The organism is Pseudomonas sp. Van50, from assembly GCF_055390755.1.
The window spans coordinates 2,613,505-2,629,965 of sequence record NZ_AP024343.1; the positions used below are offsets into that span (position 1 = coordinate 2,613,505).

14 protein-coding genes and 1 pseudogene are annotated in these 16,461 nt (G+C 62.7%); 4 read left to right on the forward strand and 11 right to left on the reverse strand.

Annotated elements, in window-relative coordinates; translation table 11 throughout:
- Window positions 1-193: 193 nt before the first annotated feature.
- From ACZ5M5_RS11600 to ACZ5M5_RS11645, 10 genes and pseudogenes are all read right to left on the reverse strand, one after another.
- On the reverse strand, window positions 194-970 hold the full coding sequence (locus tag ACZ5M5_RS11600) for a 3-hydroxybutyrate dehydrogenase (protein WP_060738100.1): 777 nt from the start codon (window positions 968-970) through the stop codon (window positions 194-196).
- 7 nt (window positions 971-977) lie between these two features.
- On the reverse strand, window positions 978-2,369 hold the full coding sequence (locus ACZ5M5_RS11605) for a GntP family permease (protein WP_092170288.1): 1,392 nt from the start codon (window positions 2,367-2,369) through the stop codon (window positions 978-980).
- A 302-nt stretch (window positions 2,370-2,671) separates the two neighbouring features.
- A complete protein-coding gene (locus ACZ5M5_RS11610; protein ID WP_464739349.1) occupies window positions 2,672-3,100 on the reverse strand; it encodes an AAA-type ATPase lid domain-containing protein in 429 nt (142 codons plus the stop codon).
- Window positions 3,101-3,157: 57 nt separating this feature from the next.
- Window positions 3,158-4,086: pseudogene (locus tag ACZ5M5_RS11615) on the reverse strand (sigma 54-interacting transcriptional regulator); the annotation flags it as partial.
- Between the two features lie 141 nt (window positions 4,087-4,227).
- Entirely contained in the window at window positions 4,228-5,808 is a 1,581-nt protein-coding gene (locus ACZ5M5_RS11620) for an ABC transporter ATP-binding protein (protein ID WP_464739351.1), read from the reverse strand.
- 26 nt (window positions 5,809-5,834) lie between these two features.
- Window positions 5,835-6,857 carry an ABC transporter permease gene (locus tag ACZ5M5_RS11625; protein ID WP_060738097.1) on the reverse strand — a complete coding sequence of 341 codons (1,023 nt, stop codon included), beginning with the start codon at window positions 6,855-6,857 and terminating at the stop codon, window positions 5,835-5,837.
- Window positions 6,857-7,915 carry a microcin C ABC transporter permease YejB gene (locus ACZ5M5_RS11630; RefSeq protein ID WP_464739047.1) on the reverse strand — a complete coding sequence of 353 codons (1,059 nt, stop codon included), beginning with the start codon at window positions 7,913-7,915 and terminating at the stop codon, window positions 6,857-6,859. Before ACZ5M5_RS11630 ends, ACZ5M5_RS11625 begins: the two co-directional genes overlap by 1 nt.
- Complete coding sequence (locus ACZ5M5_RS11635) at window positions 7,915-9,783, reverse strand: extracellular solute-binding protein (protein ID WP_464739048.1); 1,869 nt, start codon at window positions 9,781-9,783, stop codon at window positions 7,915-7,917. Before ACZ5M5_RS11635 ends, ACZ5M5_RS11630 begins: the two co-directional genes overlap by 1 nt.
- 224 nt (window positions 9,784-10,007) lie before the next feature.
- On the reverse strand, window positions 10,008-10,289 hold the full coding sequence (locus tag ACZ5M5_RS11640; RefSeq protein WP_060738094.1) for a peptidylprolyl isomerase: 282 nt from the start codon (window positions 10,287-10,289) through the stop codon (window positions 10,008-10,010).
- A gap of 96 nt (window positions 10,290-10,385) precedes the next feature.
- Window positions 10,386-11,255 carry a lipase family alpha/beta hydrolase gene (locus ACZ5M5_RS11645; RefSeq protein ID WP_060738093.1) on the reverse strand — a complete coding sequence of 290 codons (870 nt, stop codon included), beginning with the start codon at window positions 11,253-11,255 and terminating at the stop codon, window positions 10,386-10,388.
- A 323-nt stretch (window positions 11,256-11,578) separates the two neighbouring features.
- On the opposite strand from ACZ5M5_RS11645, the gene ACZ5M5_RS11650 reads away from it, so the two are divergent.
- Window positions 11,579-12,640: a hypothetical protein gene (locus ACZ5M5_RS11650; RefSeq protein WP_464739049.1), complete on the forward strand. Its 1,062-nt coding sequence runs from the start codon at window positions 11,579-11,581 to the stop codon at window positions 12,638-12,640.
- 157 nt (window positions 12,641-12,797) lie between these two features.
- On the opposite strand, the gene ACZ5M5_RS11655 is transcribed toward ACZ5M5_RS11650, so the two are convergent.
- On the reverse strand, window positions 12,798-13,868 hold the full coding sequence (locus tag ACZ5M5_RS11655; RefSeq protein WP_464739050.1) for a 3-deoxy-7-phosphoheptulonate synthase: 1,071 nt from the start codon (window positions 13,866-13,868) through the stop codon (window positions 12,798-12,800).
- Between the two features lie 613 nt (window positions 13,869-14,481).
- Here ACZ5M5_RS11655 and ACZ5M5_RS11660 point away from each other — a divergent pair.
- The 3 genes from ACZ5M5_RS11660 (at window position 14,482) to gacA (ending at window position 16,459) form a co-directional block, all read left to right on the forward strand.
- Window positions 14,482-15,243, forward strand: coding sequence for a carbon-nitrogen hydrolase family protein (locus ACZ5M5_RS11660; RefSeq protein ID WP_464739051.1), 762 nt, complete (start codon window positions 14,482-14,484; stop codon window positions 15,241-15,243).
- 7 nt (window positions 15,244-15,250) lie between these two features.
- Window positions 15,251-15,691: a GNAT family N-acetyltransferase gene (locus ACZ5M5_RS11665; protein ID WP_464739052.1), complete on the forward strand. Its 441-nt coding sequence runs from the start codon at window positions 15,251-15,253 to the stop codon at window positions 15,689-15,691.
- A 126-nt stretch (window positions 15,692-15,817) separates the two neighbouring features.
- The gene (gacA, locus tag ACZ5M5_RS11670) at window positions 15,818-16,459 is read left to right on the forward strand and encodes a response regulator transcription factor GacA (protein ID WP_003200277.1); all 642 of its coding nucleotides are present in this window, start codon (window positions 15,818-15,820) and stop codon (window positions 16,457-16,459) included.
- Window positions 16,460-16,461 lie beyond the last annotated feature (2 nt).

Below are 16,461 nucleotides of genomic sequence, written 5' to 3' on the forward strand. Positions count from 1 at the left end.
GTTTTCTTATGTACACACTATAGAGCGACCCAATCCTGTGGCGAGGGGATTTATCCCCTCTCTGTGGGAGCAAGGCTTGCCCGCGATGGCCGCACCGCGGTTTAACAGCTAAACCGCGTTTTCGTTCATCGCGGGCAAGCCTTGCTCCCACAGAACGGGGATAAATCCCCTCGCCACAAGGAGTCGCAGGACCTTACTGGGCCAACCACCCACCATCGATATTCCACGCCGCGCCCCGCACCTGGCTGCCGGCTTCGCTGCACAGGAACAGCACCAGCTCCCCCAGTTGCGGCGGGGTGACGAATTCCAGGGACGGTTGTTTCTCGGCCAGCAGATCATGCTGCGCCTGTTGCGGGTCAACGCCGGCGGCGATGCGGTCGTCGATCTGTTTTTGCACCAGTGGTGTCAGCACCCAGCCCGGGCAGATGGCGTTGCAGGTCACGTTGCTGGTGGCGGTTTCCAGGCCGACCACCTTGGTCAGGCCGATCACCCCATGCTTGGCCGCGACATACGCCGCCTTGCCCACCGAGCCGACCTGGCCATGCACCGAAGCGATGTTGACGATCCGGCCCCAGCCCTTGGCCCGCATGCCTGGCAGGCTCAGGCGCGTGGCGTGGAACACCGAGGACAGGTTGATGGCAATGATCGAGTCCCAGCGCTCCACCGGGAAGTCCTCCACGGCGGCCACGTGCTGGATCCCGGCGTTGTTCACCAGGATGTCCACGCCGCCGAACTCGCGCTCGGCGTAGGCGAGCATGTCGGCGATCTGCGCCGGGTCGCTGACATCGGCCGGATGATGACCGACCTTGCCGCCGAATTGTTTGACCTCGGCGATCACCGCCGAGGCATCGCCGAAGCCGTTGAGGATCAGGTTGGCGCCGGCCTTGGCCAGGCTCAGGGCGATGCCCAGGCCTATGCCGCTGGTAGAACCGGTGACCAGGGCGGTCTTGCCCGAAAGAGCAGTTGTCATGGGAACCTCACACAATGCCAGTGGCGTAGAACACAGCGATCACGAAGAACACCGCGAGGGTCTTGATCAGCGTAATGCAGAAAATGTCTTTGTAGGCTTCGCGGTGGGTCAGCCCGGTCACCGCCAGCAGGGTAATCACCGCGCCATTGTGGGGCAGGGTGTCCATGCCGCCGCTGGCCATGGCGGCCACCCGGTGCAGCACTTCCAAGGGAATATTGGCGGCGTGGGCGGCGCTGATGAAGCTTTCGGACATCGCCGCCAAGGCGATGCTCATGCCGCCCGAGGCGGAGCCGGTGATGCCCGCCAGCAGCGTGACCGTCACCGCTTCGTTGACCAGCGGGTTGGGAATGTTCTTGAGCCAGTCGGCCAGCACCAGGAAGCCTGGCAGCGAGGCGATCACCGCGCCGAAGCCGTATTCCGAAGCGGTGTTCATCGCCGCCAGCAACGCACCGCCCACGGCACTCTTGCTGCCTTCGGCCAGTTTGCTGCGAATGGCCCGGAAGCCGAACAGCAAGACCATGATGATGCCCACCAGCAACGCCGCCTGCACTGCCCAGATCGCGGTGAGCTTGGCGATGTCGCTGGTCACCGGTGTGGCCATGCCCGGCAGCGCCAGGCTGTGGGTCTTGCCGTACCACTGTGGGATCCACTGGGTGAACAGCAGGTTCATGATGCCCACCGCCAGCAGTGGCGAAACGGCGATCCACGGGTTCGGCAGCTTGATGTCTTCGGCGGTTTCCGGCTCGTTGCGCAACTCGGTGCCGTAACCTTCGCCCACACGCTGGGCCTTGTTGCGCTGGCGTTGCAGGAACAGCATGCCGAGGCTGAACACGAAGATTGTACCGATCACCCCCAGCCACGGTGCGGCCCAGGCGGTGGTGTTGAAGAACGTGCTGGGGATGATGTTCTGGATCTGCGGCGTGCCGGGCAGGGCGTCCATGGTGAAGGAGAATGCGCCGAGGGCGATGGTGGCCGGGATCAGGCGCTTGGGGATATTGCTCTGGCGAAACATCTCGGCGGCGAACGGGTACACCGCGAACACCACGACAAACAGCGACACGCCGCCATAGGTCAGCAAGGCGCAGACCAGCACGATCACCAGCATGGCCTGGCGCGTCCCCAGCAAGCGAATCGCCGCGGCGACGATGGAGCGGGAGAACCCCGACAGCTCGATCAGCTTGCCGAACACCGCGCCGAGCAGGAACACCGGGAAATACAGTTTGATGAAGCCGACCATTTTCTCCATGAACACCCCGGTGAATGCGGGGGCGACGGCGGAAGGGTCGGTGAGCAGGACGGCACCGAGGGCGGCGATGGGGGCAAAGAGGATAACGCTGTAGCCACGGTAGGCGGCAACCATCAGCAGCGCGAGAGCTGCCAAGGCAATGATCACACTCATGGTGTGTCTCCTGGATTGTTATTGTTGTGGTGACGCTGTGGGAGAGGCTTTAGCGAGTTTTGTGCCAGGTGTGTAACTGGCTGAAATATAAGGAAATTGTTTTATTTTGTAGGGCGGGAGTGAGGGTTTTGTCTCTGTTTTGAGATTTTTAGGGGGAGGGCTGGCCTCATCGCGAGCGAGCTCGCTCCCACAGTTGACCGCGTAGCTCAAGAGAACCCCATAACCTGTGGGAGCGAGCTTGCTCGCGATGGAGCGCAAAGCGCTCCAAAACCGGCAGTCTATATTTTGAGAATGAAGTCTCTTTATTGAGACTCGGCAATCCCCAACGCCACCATCTTCTTGTACAACGTCGATCTCCCCAGCCCCAACCGCTCGGCCGCTTCCACCACTTTGCCGCCGCATTGCGCGAGGGTGGTTTCGATCAATTGTCGGTCGAAGCGCGCCCGGGCCTGGCTGAAGGTTTCATGGGGCAGGGGTTCGAAGCTCACGTCCGCTGGGCGCGTCACCGGCATGAAGGTCCCGATGGCGGCGCGGATGTCCGCTGCCGTGAGCGCCAGGTCATCGCTGAGCAGCGCGGCCCGTTCCAGCACATTGCGCAGCTCGCGGATGTTGCCCGGCCAGGCGTGTTGCCGCAGCAGGTCGAGGGCGGCGGGGTTCAGTTCGTGCTGGCTGCGCAACTCTTCCAGGATCGCTTCGCTCAGGGCTGGCAGGTCATCGAGGCGTTCGCGCAACGGTGGGACCTGGATCGGCAATACGTTGAGGCGGTAATACAGGTCGGCGCGGAACTCTCCGCGCTTGATCGCCGCTTCCAGGTCCATGGAGGTGGCGGCGATGATTCGCACGTCGCTTTGCAGCACCTCGTTGGAGCCCACCGGTTCGTACTCTTTTTCCTGGAGCACACGCAGCAGTTTGCTTTGCAGCGGCAGCGGCATGTCGCCGATCTCGTCGAGGAACAGCGTGCCGCCCTGGGCAATCTGCAGTTTGCCGGCACGGCCTTTGCGGTCGGCCCCGGTAAAGGCCCCGGGGCGGTGCCGAAGAACTCGGCCTCTAGCAGCGATTCAGGAATCGCCGCGCTGTTGATGCTGACGAACGCCTTGTGCGCTCGCGGCGAAGCGCTGTGGATGGCCTGGGCCAGCAGTTCCTTGCCGGTGCCGGTTTCGCCCAGCAGCAGCACCGGCGAATCGGCGCTGGCGCTGCGTCGGGCACGGCGCTTGACCTCAAGGCCGGCGCTGCTGGTGCCAATGAAATGGGCGAAGTTGTACTTGGTTTGCCGCGCCCGTAGCAATGAGCGGGTGGAGGCCAGTTCTTCCTGCATGCTCAGGTAGCGCTTGAGCATCGGCGACAGGCTGTGCAATTCATCGAACAAGGCAAAGCCGATGGCACCGATCACCGCGCCCGCGCTGTCGTGGATCGGCAGGCGCATCACCACCAGCGGCTCCTTGGGCGTGTCCTGCATGTCCAGCAGGATCGGGCGCCCGGTGCGCACCACTTCGCGCAACAGGCTGCTGGGAATCACGCTCTCGCACGCCCGGCCAATGGCTTCCTGGGCCGAGTTCAGGCCGAAACGGCGGGCGTAGCGTTCGTTCATCCAGACGATATTCGCGTCACGGTCGACAATCACCGTGCCTTCGCTGGACTGCTCGATGATCTCGAACAACGAACGGATCGCCAGCGTGCGCACGCGCTTGTAATCCTTGAGGCTTTCCGTGGGGTTCATGGTCGGGTCCGGATTAGGTAGTGCCTGTCAGGCCGTCATCGTCGAAATGCCGCCCGGACTCGATATTCGGCGCGATGCAGACCACTGTGGGAGCGAGCTTGCTCACGATGGGCGCGATACGGAGCCAGGTCATGCACTGCATTATGCCCACCCCGGATGCGCCGCCGCCAACAACTCCTTGGTATAGGGATGCCGGGGTGAATCGAACACGTCGTGACTGGCGCCTTGCTCGACCACCTTGCCATCCTTGATCACGATCATGTCGTGAGCCAGGGCGCGGACCACCGCCAGGTCATGGCTGATGAACAGGTAGGTCAGGCCGTGTTTTTCCTGGAGCTGACGCAGCAGCGCGACCACTTGCTTCTGCACGGTACGGTCCAAGGCCGAGGTCGGTTCGTCCAACAGGATCAGGGCCGGCTTGAGTACCAGGGCCCGGGCGATGGCGATGCGTTGGCGCTGGCCGCCGGAAAACTCATGGGGGTAGCGGTGGCGGCTCTGTGGATCGAGGCCGACTTCCTTGAGCGCCTGGATCACCTGGGCTTCGCATTCCTCAGGGCTGGACGGGCTGTGCACCTCCAGGCCTTCGCTGATGATCTGCTGCACCGACATTCGCGGGCTGAGGCTGCCGAACGGGTCCTGGAACACCACCTGCATCTTCCTGCGCCATGGCCGCAATGCCTTGTGGGATAACTGCTCGAGGGCCTGGCCCTGGAAGTGGATGCTGCCTTCGGATTCGATCAGCCGCAGGATCGCCTGGCCGAGGGTGGACTTGCCGGAGCCGGATTCGCCGACGATGCCCAGGGTCTTGCCGCGCTGGATGCTCAGGCTGATACCGTCCACGGCGCGCAGGTATTCCTTGCGCCGGAACAGCCCGCCGCCCAGGGCAAAGCTCACGCGCAGGTCCCGCACCTGCAGCACATCTTCGCGCTCGTCCCGGGGCAGGGCTTCGCCTTCCGGTTCGGCGTGCAGCAGCTCGCAGCTGTAGGGATGTTTCGGTGCGCTGAACAGGGTTTCGCAAGGCGCCTGCTCGACGATTTCCCCGGCCTTCATCACACACACCCGTTGGGCGATGCTGCGCACCAGGTTGAGGTCGTGACTGATCAGCAGCAAGGACATGCCGAGCCGTTGCTGCAAGGACTTGAGCAACAGCAGGATCTTGCGTTGCACGGTCACGTCCAGCGCCGTGGTCGGTTCGTCGGCGATCAACAGCTCCGGCTCGCAGGCCAGGGCCATGGCGATCATCACCCGTTGCCGCTGGCCCCCGGACAGTTGATGGGGGTAGGCCTTGAGCCGCTCGGCGGGTTTCTGAATGCCCACCAGGGCCAGCAGCTCCAGAATGCGCTGGCGTGCCGCCTTGCCGCCCAGGCCCCGGTGCAGCATCAGGGTTTCACCGATCTGCTTTTCGACGCTGTGCAGCGGGTTCAGCGAGGTCATCGGTTCCTGGAAGATCATGGCGATGCGGTTGCCGCGCAACTCCCGCAGGGTCTTGGCCTCGGCGCCCAGCAGTTCCTGGCCGCGATAGCGAATGCTGCCGGTGGTGCGGGTGCCGGTCTCGGGCAGCAATTGCAGGATCGAGTGGGCCGTCACCGACTTGCCGGAACCCGACTCGCCCACCAATGCCAGGCATTCGCCGGGGCGGATGTCCAGGCACAGGTTGCGCACCACCGTCTGGTCGTTGAAGGCCACGCTCAGGTCGCGGATTTCGATCAGGTTGTCGCTCATCTCAAGGTTCCGCTTCATGGTTGTTTTCAAGAGCGTGGGTCGAACGCGTCTCGCAACGCTTCGCCGATAAACACCAACAGGGAAAGAATCAGGGCCAGGGTGAAAAACGCCGTCAGCCCCAGCCATGGCGCTTGCAGGTTCTGTTTGCCCTGGGCGATCAACTCGCCCAGGGAGGCGCTGCCGGCCGGCATGCCGAAGCCAAGAAAATCCAGGGCGGTGAGGGTGGAGATCGCCCCGGTGAGGATGAAGGGCAGGTAGCTCAAGGTGGCGTTCATCGCGTTGGGCAGGATATGCCGCACGATCACCTTGCGATCACTGAGCCCCAGGGCCCTGGCCGCCTTGACGTACTCCAGGTTGCGCCCGCGCAGGAACTCGGCGCGGACCACGTCCACCAGGGCCAGCCAGGAAAACAGCGCCATGATCCCCAGCAGCCACCAGAAGTTCGGCTCGACGAAGCCGGACAGGATGATCAACAGGTAGAGCACTGGCAGGCCGGACCAGACTTCCAGCAGGCGCTGCCCGAGCAGATCCACCCAGCCGCCGTAATACCCCTGTAACGCACCGGCGGCGATACCGATCAGCGCACTGATGGCGGTCAGGGCCAGGGCGAACAGGATCGACACCCGGGCGCCGAAGATCACCCGGGCCAGCACGTCCCGAGACTGGTCATCGGTGCCCAGCCAGTTCACCGCCGAGGGAGGGCTCGGGGCCGGCTGGTTGAGGTCGTAGTTGGGGGTGTCGTCGCTGAACGGGATCGGTGGAAACCACAGCCAGCCGCCGTCCTTGTGGATCAGGTTCTGCACGTAGCTGCTGCGGTAGTCGGCCTGGAACGGCAGTTGCCCGCCAAATTCCTGCTCGGTGTGGCGCTTGAATACCGGGAAATACAGCGAGCCCTGGTAGCTCACCACCAGTGGCTTGTCATTGGCGATCAACTCGCCGCCCAGGCTCAGGATGAACAGGCCGATGAACAGCCACAACGACCACCAGCCCCGGCGGTTTTTCCTGAAGCGCTCGAAGCGTCGGCGGCCCAAGGGGGAAAGCTTGAACATCAGACGTTCCTCGCGGCGAAGTCGATGCGCGGGTCCACCAGGGTGTAGCAGAGGTCGCCGATGAGTTTGATCAGCAGGCCGAACAGCGTGAAGATGAACAACGAGCCGAACACCACCGGATAATCCCGGGACACCGCGGCCTCGTAGCTCATGCGGCCCAGCCCGTCGAGGGAAAAGATCACCTCGATCAGCAAGGAGCCGGCAAAGAACACGCTAATGAACGCCTGGGGAATACCGGAGACCACCAGCAGCATCGCATTGCGGAACACGTGACCGTAGAGCACCCGCCGTTCGCTCATGCCCTTCGCCCGCGCCGTGACCACGTACTGGCGGGTGATTTCATTGAGGAACGAGTTCTTGGTCAGGATCGTCAGGGTGGCGAAGCCGCCGATCACCAGCGAGGTGACCGGCAGCACCAGGTGCCAGAAATAATCGGCGATCTTGCCCAGCGTCGACAGCGACTCGAAGTTGTCCGACACCAGCCCGCGCACCGGAAACCAGTTCAGCGAGGTGCCGCCGGCGAACACCACGATCAGGAACATCGCGAAGAGGAACGCCGGCATGGCGTAGCCAATGATGATCGCGGTGCTGCTCCACACGTCGAATGCCGAGCCGTGGCGCACGGCCTTGCGAATGCCCAGGGGAATCGACACCAGGTAAGTGATCAAAGTCGCCCAGAGCCCGAGGGAAATGGTCACCGGCATCTTTTCCAGGATCAGGTCGGTGACCGTGGCGCCGCGGAAGAAGCTCTTGCCGAAGTCGAGGCGTGCATAGCTGCTGAGCATCAGCCACAGGCGCTCGTGGGCCGGTTTATCGAAGCCGTATTGTTTCTCGATGTCCTTGATCAGTTGCGGGTCCAGGCCGCGACTGGCGCGGGAATGGCCGCTCATCTCACTGCCCGAACCGCCGACGCTGCTGCCGCCGATGCCTTGCAGGTGGGCGATGGCCTGTTCCACCGGCCCGCCGGGTGCGGCCTGCACGATGACGAAGTTCACCAGCAGGATAATCACCAGTGTGGGAATGATCAGCAGCAGGCGCCGCGCGATATAAGCCCACATCAATGCGGCCCTCCAGGTGTGCCGCGCCTGATGCGTTCGGCGCGCATTTGTTCGTTGGTCAACGGTGTGGTGCTCACTTCCCACCAGCTTTCGATGGCTTCGTCATTGCTGGCCTGAACCTTGGGCATGCCGAAGCGGTTCCACCACACGGTCGAGCTGCCCGGCGGGTAATAGTTGGGGATCCAGTAGTAATTCCATTGCAGCACCCGGTCCAGGGCGTGGGCATGGCGCAGCATGTCGGCTTGGGTGCTGGCCTTGACCAGGCCGTCGATCAGCGCGTCCACCGCCGGGTTCTTCAAGGCCATGTAGTTGTTGGCCCCCGGATCGTTGGCGGCCGCCGAACCGAAGTAGTTGTAGAGTTCCATGCCCGGCGAGGTGCTGACGGGGTAGCCGGTGATGATCATGTCGTAGTCGCGACTCATCAGGCGATTGACGTACTGGGAGGCGTCGATGCGGCGAATGCTCATGTCGATGCCGATTTGCGCCAGGGTACGTTTGTAGGGCAGCAGCAGGCGGTCGATACCGTTCTGGCTGTTCAGGAACGTGAAGCTCAGCGGTTCGCCCTCGGCGTTCACCAGGCGGTCGCCGTCGGGTTTCCAGCCGGCCTGTTCCAACAGGGCCAGGGCTTGCAATTGTTTGTCGCGGATCACGCCGCTGCCATCGGTTTTCGGGGCCTGGAAGACCTGGGTGAAGACTTCGTGGGGAATCTGCCCGCGCAGCGGCTCCAGGATCGCCAGCTCGCCGGCATCGGGCAGTTTTCGGGCGGCGAGGTCAGTGTTGGAGAAGTAACTCTGCTGACGCACATAGACGTTGCGCATCATCTGGCGGTTGCTCCATTCGAAATCCCAGAGCATGGCCAGGGCCTGGCGCACGCGGCGGTCCTGGAACTGCGGTTTTTGCAGGTTGAAGACAAAGCCCTGGGCGCTCTGGGGCGCCTCTTTGGCCAGGTGAGCCTTTTGCAGGCGGCCGTCCTGCAGGGCCGGGCCGTCGTAGCCGATGGAATAGCCGGTGGCGGAGAATTCGCGATTGTAGTCATAGGCGCCGCCGCGCAGCACCTGGCGGGCGACGTCAGTGTCGCCAAAATACTCGATGCTGAAATGGTCGAAATTGTAGAGCCCGCGACTGACCGGCAAATCCTTGCCCCACCAATCGGCATTGCGCTCGAACGTGATGCTGCGCCCGGAATCGACTTTGCTCACCCGGTAGGGGCCACTGCCCAGCGGCGCCTCGTAGCCGCCGCCGTTGGCGAAGTCGCGCGTCTTCCACCAATGTTCGGGAAAGACCGGCAGGGTGGCGATGTCCAGGGGCAGGGTGCGGCTTTCGTTGTTCTTGAAGTTGAAGCGCACGGTGCGCTCATCCTCGACCACGACGTCCTTGACCGCCGCGAACTGGGTGCGATAGCGCAGGCTGCCTTGGGTCATCAACAGCTCGAAGCTGTAGCGCACGTCCTGGGCGGTGATGGGCTTGCCATCGGCGAAGCGGGCCTTGGGGTTGAGGTAGAAGCGCAGGGACAGGCCATCGTCGGCACGCTCCATCTTCTGCGCCACCAGGCCATAGACGGTATAGGGTTCATCCAGCGAGCGCTGGGCCAGTGGCGAGTAGAGCATCCCATCGATCTGGCTGACGCCGATGCCTTTGTCGATGTAGGGCAGGATGTGGTCGAAGTGGCCAATCTCCACGGCCGAGCGGCGCATGGTCCCACCTTTTGGAGCCTGGGGGTTGGCGTAGGCGAAGTGGCCGAAGCCTTCGGCATATTTGGCGGGTTCGCCATAGACGGTCAGGGCATGTTGCGGTGCTGCATCGACGCCGGCGGCGCCTGTCAGCAGGACCACGGCAATCAATAGCAGTGAAGGGAACGCCAGTCGCATTGTCAGCCTTAGAGCCGGGTGATCGATGACACGATTTGTACGCGAGCGGCGCCTTAATCGCCAGTCCCCTGTAGCGAGGGGATTGTTCCTGCCAGGTGGGAACAAAACCTGTGGGAAACAAGGTCTGTGGGAGCAAGGCTTGCCCGCGATGGCCGCGCCGCGGTCCAACAGCTAAACCGCGTTATCGTTTCATCGCGGGCAAGCCTTGCTCCCACAAGGGGCCATCAGTCCTGGCGGCTGGTGACTTCCAGCAGGTGGTAGCCGAACTGGGTCTTGACCGGGCCTTGGACGGTATTGATCGGTGCGCTGAACACCACGGTGTCGAATTCCTTGACCATCTGGCCCGGGCCGAACGAACCCAGGTCGCCGCCTTGACGGCTGGATGGGCAGGAGGAGTTGGCCTTGGCCACTTCGGCGAAGTCGGCACCGGCTTCGATCTGGGCCTTGAGTTCGTTGCACTTGTCTTCGGTGGCAACCAGGATGTGGCGGGCAGTGGCTTTGGCCATGGGGCAAATTCCTTTCGATGTGTTTAAAGGTGTTGAGCCTACCGGATTCACTGACGGGGTGTTGTCAAAATTGCGTCAAAACCTTGGACCTGGCGATCAAAGGCCGGCTTTGCGCAGGCGCTCGGCGTGGCGCAGGTAAAGCTCTGTGGGGTCCGTTCCCTTGCATGCCTTGCCGCCTCCCGGGCTGATCGCCTCCAGGTGGTCCATGGGGTAGTCGGAGCGGATGACCTTGCCCAGGTGCGAGCTGAAACGCCCGACCAGGCCATCGTTCTGCCCGGCTTCGGTGATGAAGTATTCGGAAAAGGCGCGGCAGAAAACCTGCAAAGGCTCCCGTTCTTTATCCGTCGCCTCTGGCAACGTGCCGCTCCATGAGTAGTAGCGCACGCCGTTGACCCGGTCCGGACCGTTCCCGCCCCAGTGCTTCGGCAGGCCCTGTGGATACTTGTCATTAAAGGCGCCCACGCCCTCAGTGGTCAGCGCCGACAGCGCGGCGACAGCGGCCGGCGATAGCTGCGCCTGGGCGTCCAGCAGCGAGATGAAATCGGCGAACAGCGTGGCGACGCCCCTTGCCACGTGCCCTGGCAGCCGTCCGGGCGTGAGGGCCTTGCGCAGGAAGTCGGCCAGTTCGGAACCATGGTTGGGGCCGCTGACCGAGGTGACCGAAGCCACGCTGTCGGGTGCCAGCGCGGCGGCATACCGGGCGGCCAGCGCACCCTGGCTGTGGCCGATCAGATTGACCCGGGTGGTGCCGGTGCCGGCCAGGACCCGATCGATCTGAACCAGCAGTTGTTCGCCCCTGGCTTCGTTGGAGTGGGTGGCCGACAAGTGCGGGATGAACACCCGGGCACCGCCTGCGCGCAGGGCCTGTTTGATGCCATGGAAAAGTTCGAAGCCGCCGATCTGGTCAAACCCGAACAACCCATGAACCAAGAGGATGGGAAATTGAGTGGTTGCATTCCGTTGCATGTTCGTACCTTTTTCGAAGAGGTTCACCTTTAATTTGCGACTTCACTCTAATGCAGGCTCATCGTGTGCGGTGTAGGAAGAAACCGCCCTGATCCAGAGAAACCGGAATAAAAAAAGTGGGAAGAATGGGAGCTAACCCGGCGGTACTTGAGGATATAGGAGGCCTCCTATAACCGCTGTCGTTTGCGGCTACAGGTTCGAGCGCCAAGGACCACTCGCGCTGTCGTGTTGTCTGGCTGCGGGGTTGGTGCGAGCGGGTTTTAATGGTTCCGCCGGGCGCCGTTATTCAAACGGTGCCTTCATCCAAGGACTGGAGCCTGTACATGATCACCTATCCATCGCTTCAACGATCCCGTTCAACCCCAGCAACAAGGCTGCCGCCACCGGTCCTGGCAGCGGCCAGGGACGGGGTGATCAACCCCGCCTGGCGCAACGCCGTGGTGACCGTCAAGCCTTATCCCATGATGACCTGTGGGGATGAAGTGGTGCTGCGTTGGCACGGCCTCAACAACGATGGCGAACCCTACCGGCATGAAGTGGCCGGGTTCGTCACGGAGCGGCAAGTGGGGCGAGACGTCGTGTTCGTCGTGCGTGAACCGCATATCGCCGAGTTGGACGGCGGCTCGCTGGAGATCTCCTATCAGGTGACGGGCAAGCGGTTGCCGGCCACACTGTTTTCGGAACACCTGCAACTGGAGATCGGCGATGCATCGCCGCAACTGCTGCCAGCCGTTGCCAACGATGCGGTGAGGGGCAGCCTCGATCCGAGTCGGGTGTCCGAAGGAACGTGGGTGAGCATTCGGCCCTACGCCAGGATGGCGGTCGGCGATCGGTTGATCCTGACGGCCAGCAAGGATTTCAAAGCGCTGTGGCGCGATGTGCTGGACATAGAAGCCCATGCGGTGGGGCGTGAGGTATCGCTCTGGATCGATCATTCGCTGATCGCCCCCCATTCTGGACACGACCTGGCCCTGACCTATGTCGTCAGGCGTGGACACTCGGTGCGTCGGGCTGAGCCCTTGTCGTTGCACATCGGCCCGTTGCAGCGCCCTGCGCTGAAGGCCCTTCAGATTCGGGAGATGAACGACGGCTGGCTGGAGGCCGACAACCTGCAAGAGGGGGTGACGATTGTCATCGATGATCCCGGGCTTGAGGCGGGCGAGTTGGTCTGGTTGCAGTGCAATGGCAACTCCGCTTATGTGCTTGAGCGCGAAATCACCGAGGCCACGGCAGGTAAACCGCTCATGTTCGTGATTCCCGCAAGTTACTGGCAGGACCAGCGCGACAGGTCGGTGAGCGTGTTCTATCAGGTCGAACGCCTGGATGACGTCAGCCAGCGCTCCGAGTGGGTGACGGTCCGGCTGCGTTCCAGTACGTCAGGCTGAGGCCAGTCCCGCGCAATCCTTGTGGGAGCGAGCTTGCTCGCGATGACAGTGTGTCAGGCAACCCAAGGCTGGCTGAACTGACGCCATCGCGAGCAAGCTCGCTCCCACAAAGGGCCCCATGCTGCCCCTGGTTCCAGGGACAGGTGGGTTCGGGACCTCAGGCGGGCAATTGCAACCGGCGATGAGCCTCGCGCAACAGCTGCTCGGTGGACTCCCAGCCCAGGCAGCCATCGGTGACCGAGACGCCGTAGCGCATCAACGGGCCCAGCGGCTGGCAGCCTTCGAACAGGTGGCTTTCGAGCATCATGCCGATCAGGGAGCGGTTCCCTTGCAGCCGTTGTTCCAGCACGTCATTGAATACCTGCGGTTGACGCAGCGGGTCCTTGCCGCTGTTGGCGTGGCTGCAGTCCACCATGATCCGGGCGGGTATCTTGAGGCGGGTCAGGTCGCTGTGTATCTGCGTGACGCTCTGGCGATCATAGTTTGGCCCGCGATGGCCGCCGCGCAGCACCAGGTGGGTGTCGGGGTTGCCTGGGGTCTGGATGATCGCCGGATGGCCCTGGCTATCGACACCGAAATGCCGATGGGGGTGGGCGGCGGAGCGCATGGCGTCGCAGGCAATGCCGACCCCGCCGTCCGTGCCGTTCTTGAACCCCACCGGCATGCCCAGCCCGCTGGCCATCTCCCGGTGGATCTGCGATTCGGTGGTGCGAGCGCCAATGGCGACCCAACTGAGCAGGTCATCGAAGTAACTGGCGGCCATGGGTTGCAGCAGTTCGGTGGCGACGGGCAGGCCCAGTTGCAGCATTTCGCGCATCAACTCCCGGGACAAGGTCAGGCCGGCGGCCATGTCGTCGCTGCCATCCAGGCCGGGATCGTAGGCCAGGCCTTTCCAACCCACAGTCGTGCGGGGCTTCTCCACGTAGGCGCGCATGACCAACAGCATGCTGTCGCTCACTTCGTGGGCCACGCGGGCCAGGTTGGCGGCGTATTCGAGGGCGGATTCGGGGTCATGGATCGAGCAGGGGCCGACGATGACCAGTAGGCGGGCATCTTCGCCGTTGAGGATCGCGCGGATGGCCTGGCGATGGGTGCTCACTTGGTGGCTCAACGCGGTGCTGAGCGGCAATTGATGCTTGAGTTGCAACGAGCTCGGCAGACGCAGGGTCAGGGCTTCGTTGGCAGGGTTGAGCGTGGACAGCGGCAAAGCAGAGACGGACGAATTCATGATCTGGCTTCCTGGACGGGCAGCGGGTTTGTTCCCGCGCCGGTCCTAGTGGGGTGTTCGACAATTGGCCGTATGGGCCCGCAATTGAGGCTTGCCACCGGTAGGTGACCGATCGGAGGCGGCAGGCTGTCCCGAGCGGTGGCTGGTAAATCGCCAGGCGGAAAAACTGTCGTAACGGTAATAAGTGGCGTAGTTCATGGCTCAATCCTCAAGTTGTCTGGTGCTGCAAATGTGTGGGGCCGGAAAAACAAAACCCCCGGTCGGGAGGCCGACCGGGGGTTTGGAAAACTCTGGAAGGCGACCCGTTTTAAGTGGGCGCCGGTTGGGTATCAGGCGCGCCAGTGGCTAAACCAATACCCAAAATAAAAGCCGACCGGAGTTTGAACGCTGTTCGCCCGGGCAGCCGCAACCGAGCGCGGGGCGCTGGCGGTGTCTAGCGGTGAGAGGGCGTTGAACATGGTCTGTCTCCGATGAATGGCCCTGAGCTTACTAGAGGGCAGGGCGGCGGTTCAATCAGAAAATTCTATCGAGGGCATGCAATTGTTCGCCTTGGCTTGAGTCCGCTGGGCTTTATGACAAACTTCAGGTTTGCAACGCTTCCCAGGGATGACCCATGACCGCTCCAGTCTTCGCCGCCGCCCAGTCGATTTCCGTCGCGGGAGACCTTCACGCCAACCTCGCGTGTCATCAGCGTTTCATGCAGGCTGCCGCTGAGCAGGGGGTGCAGTTGCTGGTATTCCCTGAACTGTCGCTCACCGGCTACGAACGCAGCCTGGCGGCGGAGCTGGCGATCCTGCCGGAGGATGCCGTACTGCAACCGCTGCGTGACCTGGCGCAAGCGCTCGGCCTGACCGCCGTGGTGGGCATGCCCATTCGGCTGTCGGCCGACGCTCCGGTGTTGATCGGCGCGTTGGTCCTCGGTGCCGACGGCTCCCTCGGGGTCTACAGCAAGCAGCATCTGCACCCTGGGGAAGAAGTCGCCTTTGCCCCAGGTCACGGTGGCTCGACGCTGACAATGGGGCAGGATCGCATCGCGCTGGCGGTGTGTGCCGATTTTTCCCATGCCAGTCATGCGGCTGCGGCAGCCGGGCAGGGCGCTACGCTCTATGCAGCAGGGGTGTTGATCACCGAGGGTGGCTACGTGCCCGATACGACGTTGCTGCAAGGCTATGCCCGGGAGCATGCCATGACCGTGCTGATGGCTAATCATGGCGGCGTCACCGGAGGCTGGGAGTCGGCTGGCCGCAGTGCCATCTGGGGCCCGGACGGTTCGCTGCTCGCGGCGGCGCCGGGTACGGGCGAGTCGTTGGTGATTGCCCGCCGCGCCGTCAACGGCTGGGCCGGGCAAGTCGTGCCGGTGACAGCGCTTCAATGAGGTCTTCATGAGCTTCGAGTGGCGTGCTGCAACGAATGGGGACATCGACTTCGCCCGGCAGCTGACCTGCGACAACATGCTTCCTTATTACCTCAGGCATGATTTGCTCTGGCAGGACGAAGCGTTCGACCTGGCCTGGATCATTCGCCAGAACTGGATAATCAGTCGTGAAGGCCAGGCGCTGGGCTTTGTCAGCCTCAGTCGGGATGCCCGGGCGTTGTATATCCGTGAGCTGCAGATAAACGAGGCGTTCCGCGGGCAGGGCGCCGGTACCTGGACGATCGGACAGGTTTGGGACCTGGTGGCGCTGGAACGGCGCCCGGCGCTGCGCCTGACGGTGTTCAAGGACAATCCCGCCAGGGCCTTGTACGAACGCATGGGCCTGCGTGTCGTGGGCGAGGACGAGGACGAGTGTTTCCTGAGGATGCAGCGAGACGCCGGTGCTTGACGCCTCGGATGTCGTGCCGATAAAGATGCGTTGTAACTTTTATCTGTCCCTTTGCGCTAGGTCTGCGGGATGCTTTTTGCTAAGGTGTTGTGCAACCCAAATAAGACCAAATCGTGAGGTGTCTGCTTGATTAGGGTGTTAGTGGTCGATGACCATGATCTCGTCCGTACGGGCATTACACGAATGCTGGCTGACATCGACGGCCTGCAGGTAGTTGGTCAGGCTGAATCCGGGGAGGAATCCCTGATCAAGGCGCGTGAATTGAAACCCGACGTGGTGTTGATGGACGTCAAGATGCCCGGCATCGGCGGCCTTGAAGCCACGCGCAAGCTGCTGCGCAGTCACCCGGACATCAAGGTGGTCGCGGTGACCGTCTGCGAAGAGGACCCATTCCCCACCCGGCTGTTGCAAGCGGGCGCGGCGGGCTACCTCACCAAGGGCGCTGGCTTGAACGAAATGGTCCAGGCCATTCGTCTGGTTTTTGCCGGGCAACGCTACATCAGCCCGCAGATCGCCCAGCAGTTGGCGATCAAGTCGTTCCAGCCGACCAACGATTCGCCTTTCGATGCGCTGTCGGAACGGGAAATCCAGATTGCCCTGATGATTGTCGGTTGCCAGAAGGTACAGATCATCTCCGACAAGCTGTGCCTGTCCCCCAAGACCGTCAACACCTACCGTTACCGTATCTTCGAGAAGCTTTCGATCAGCAGTGACGTCGAATTGACACTGTTGGCGGTGCGCCACGGCATGGTCGATGCCAGCGCCTGAAA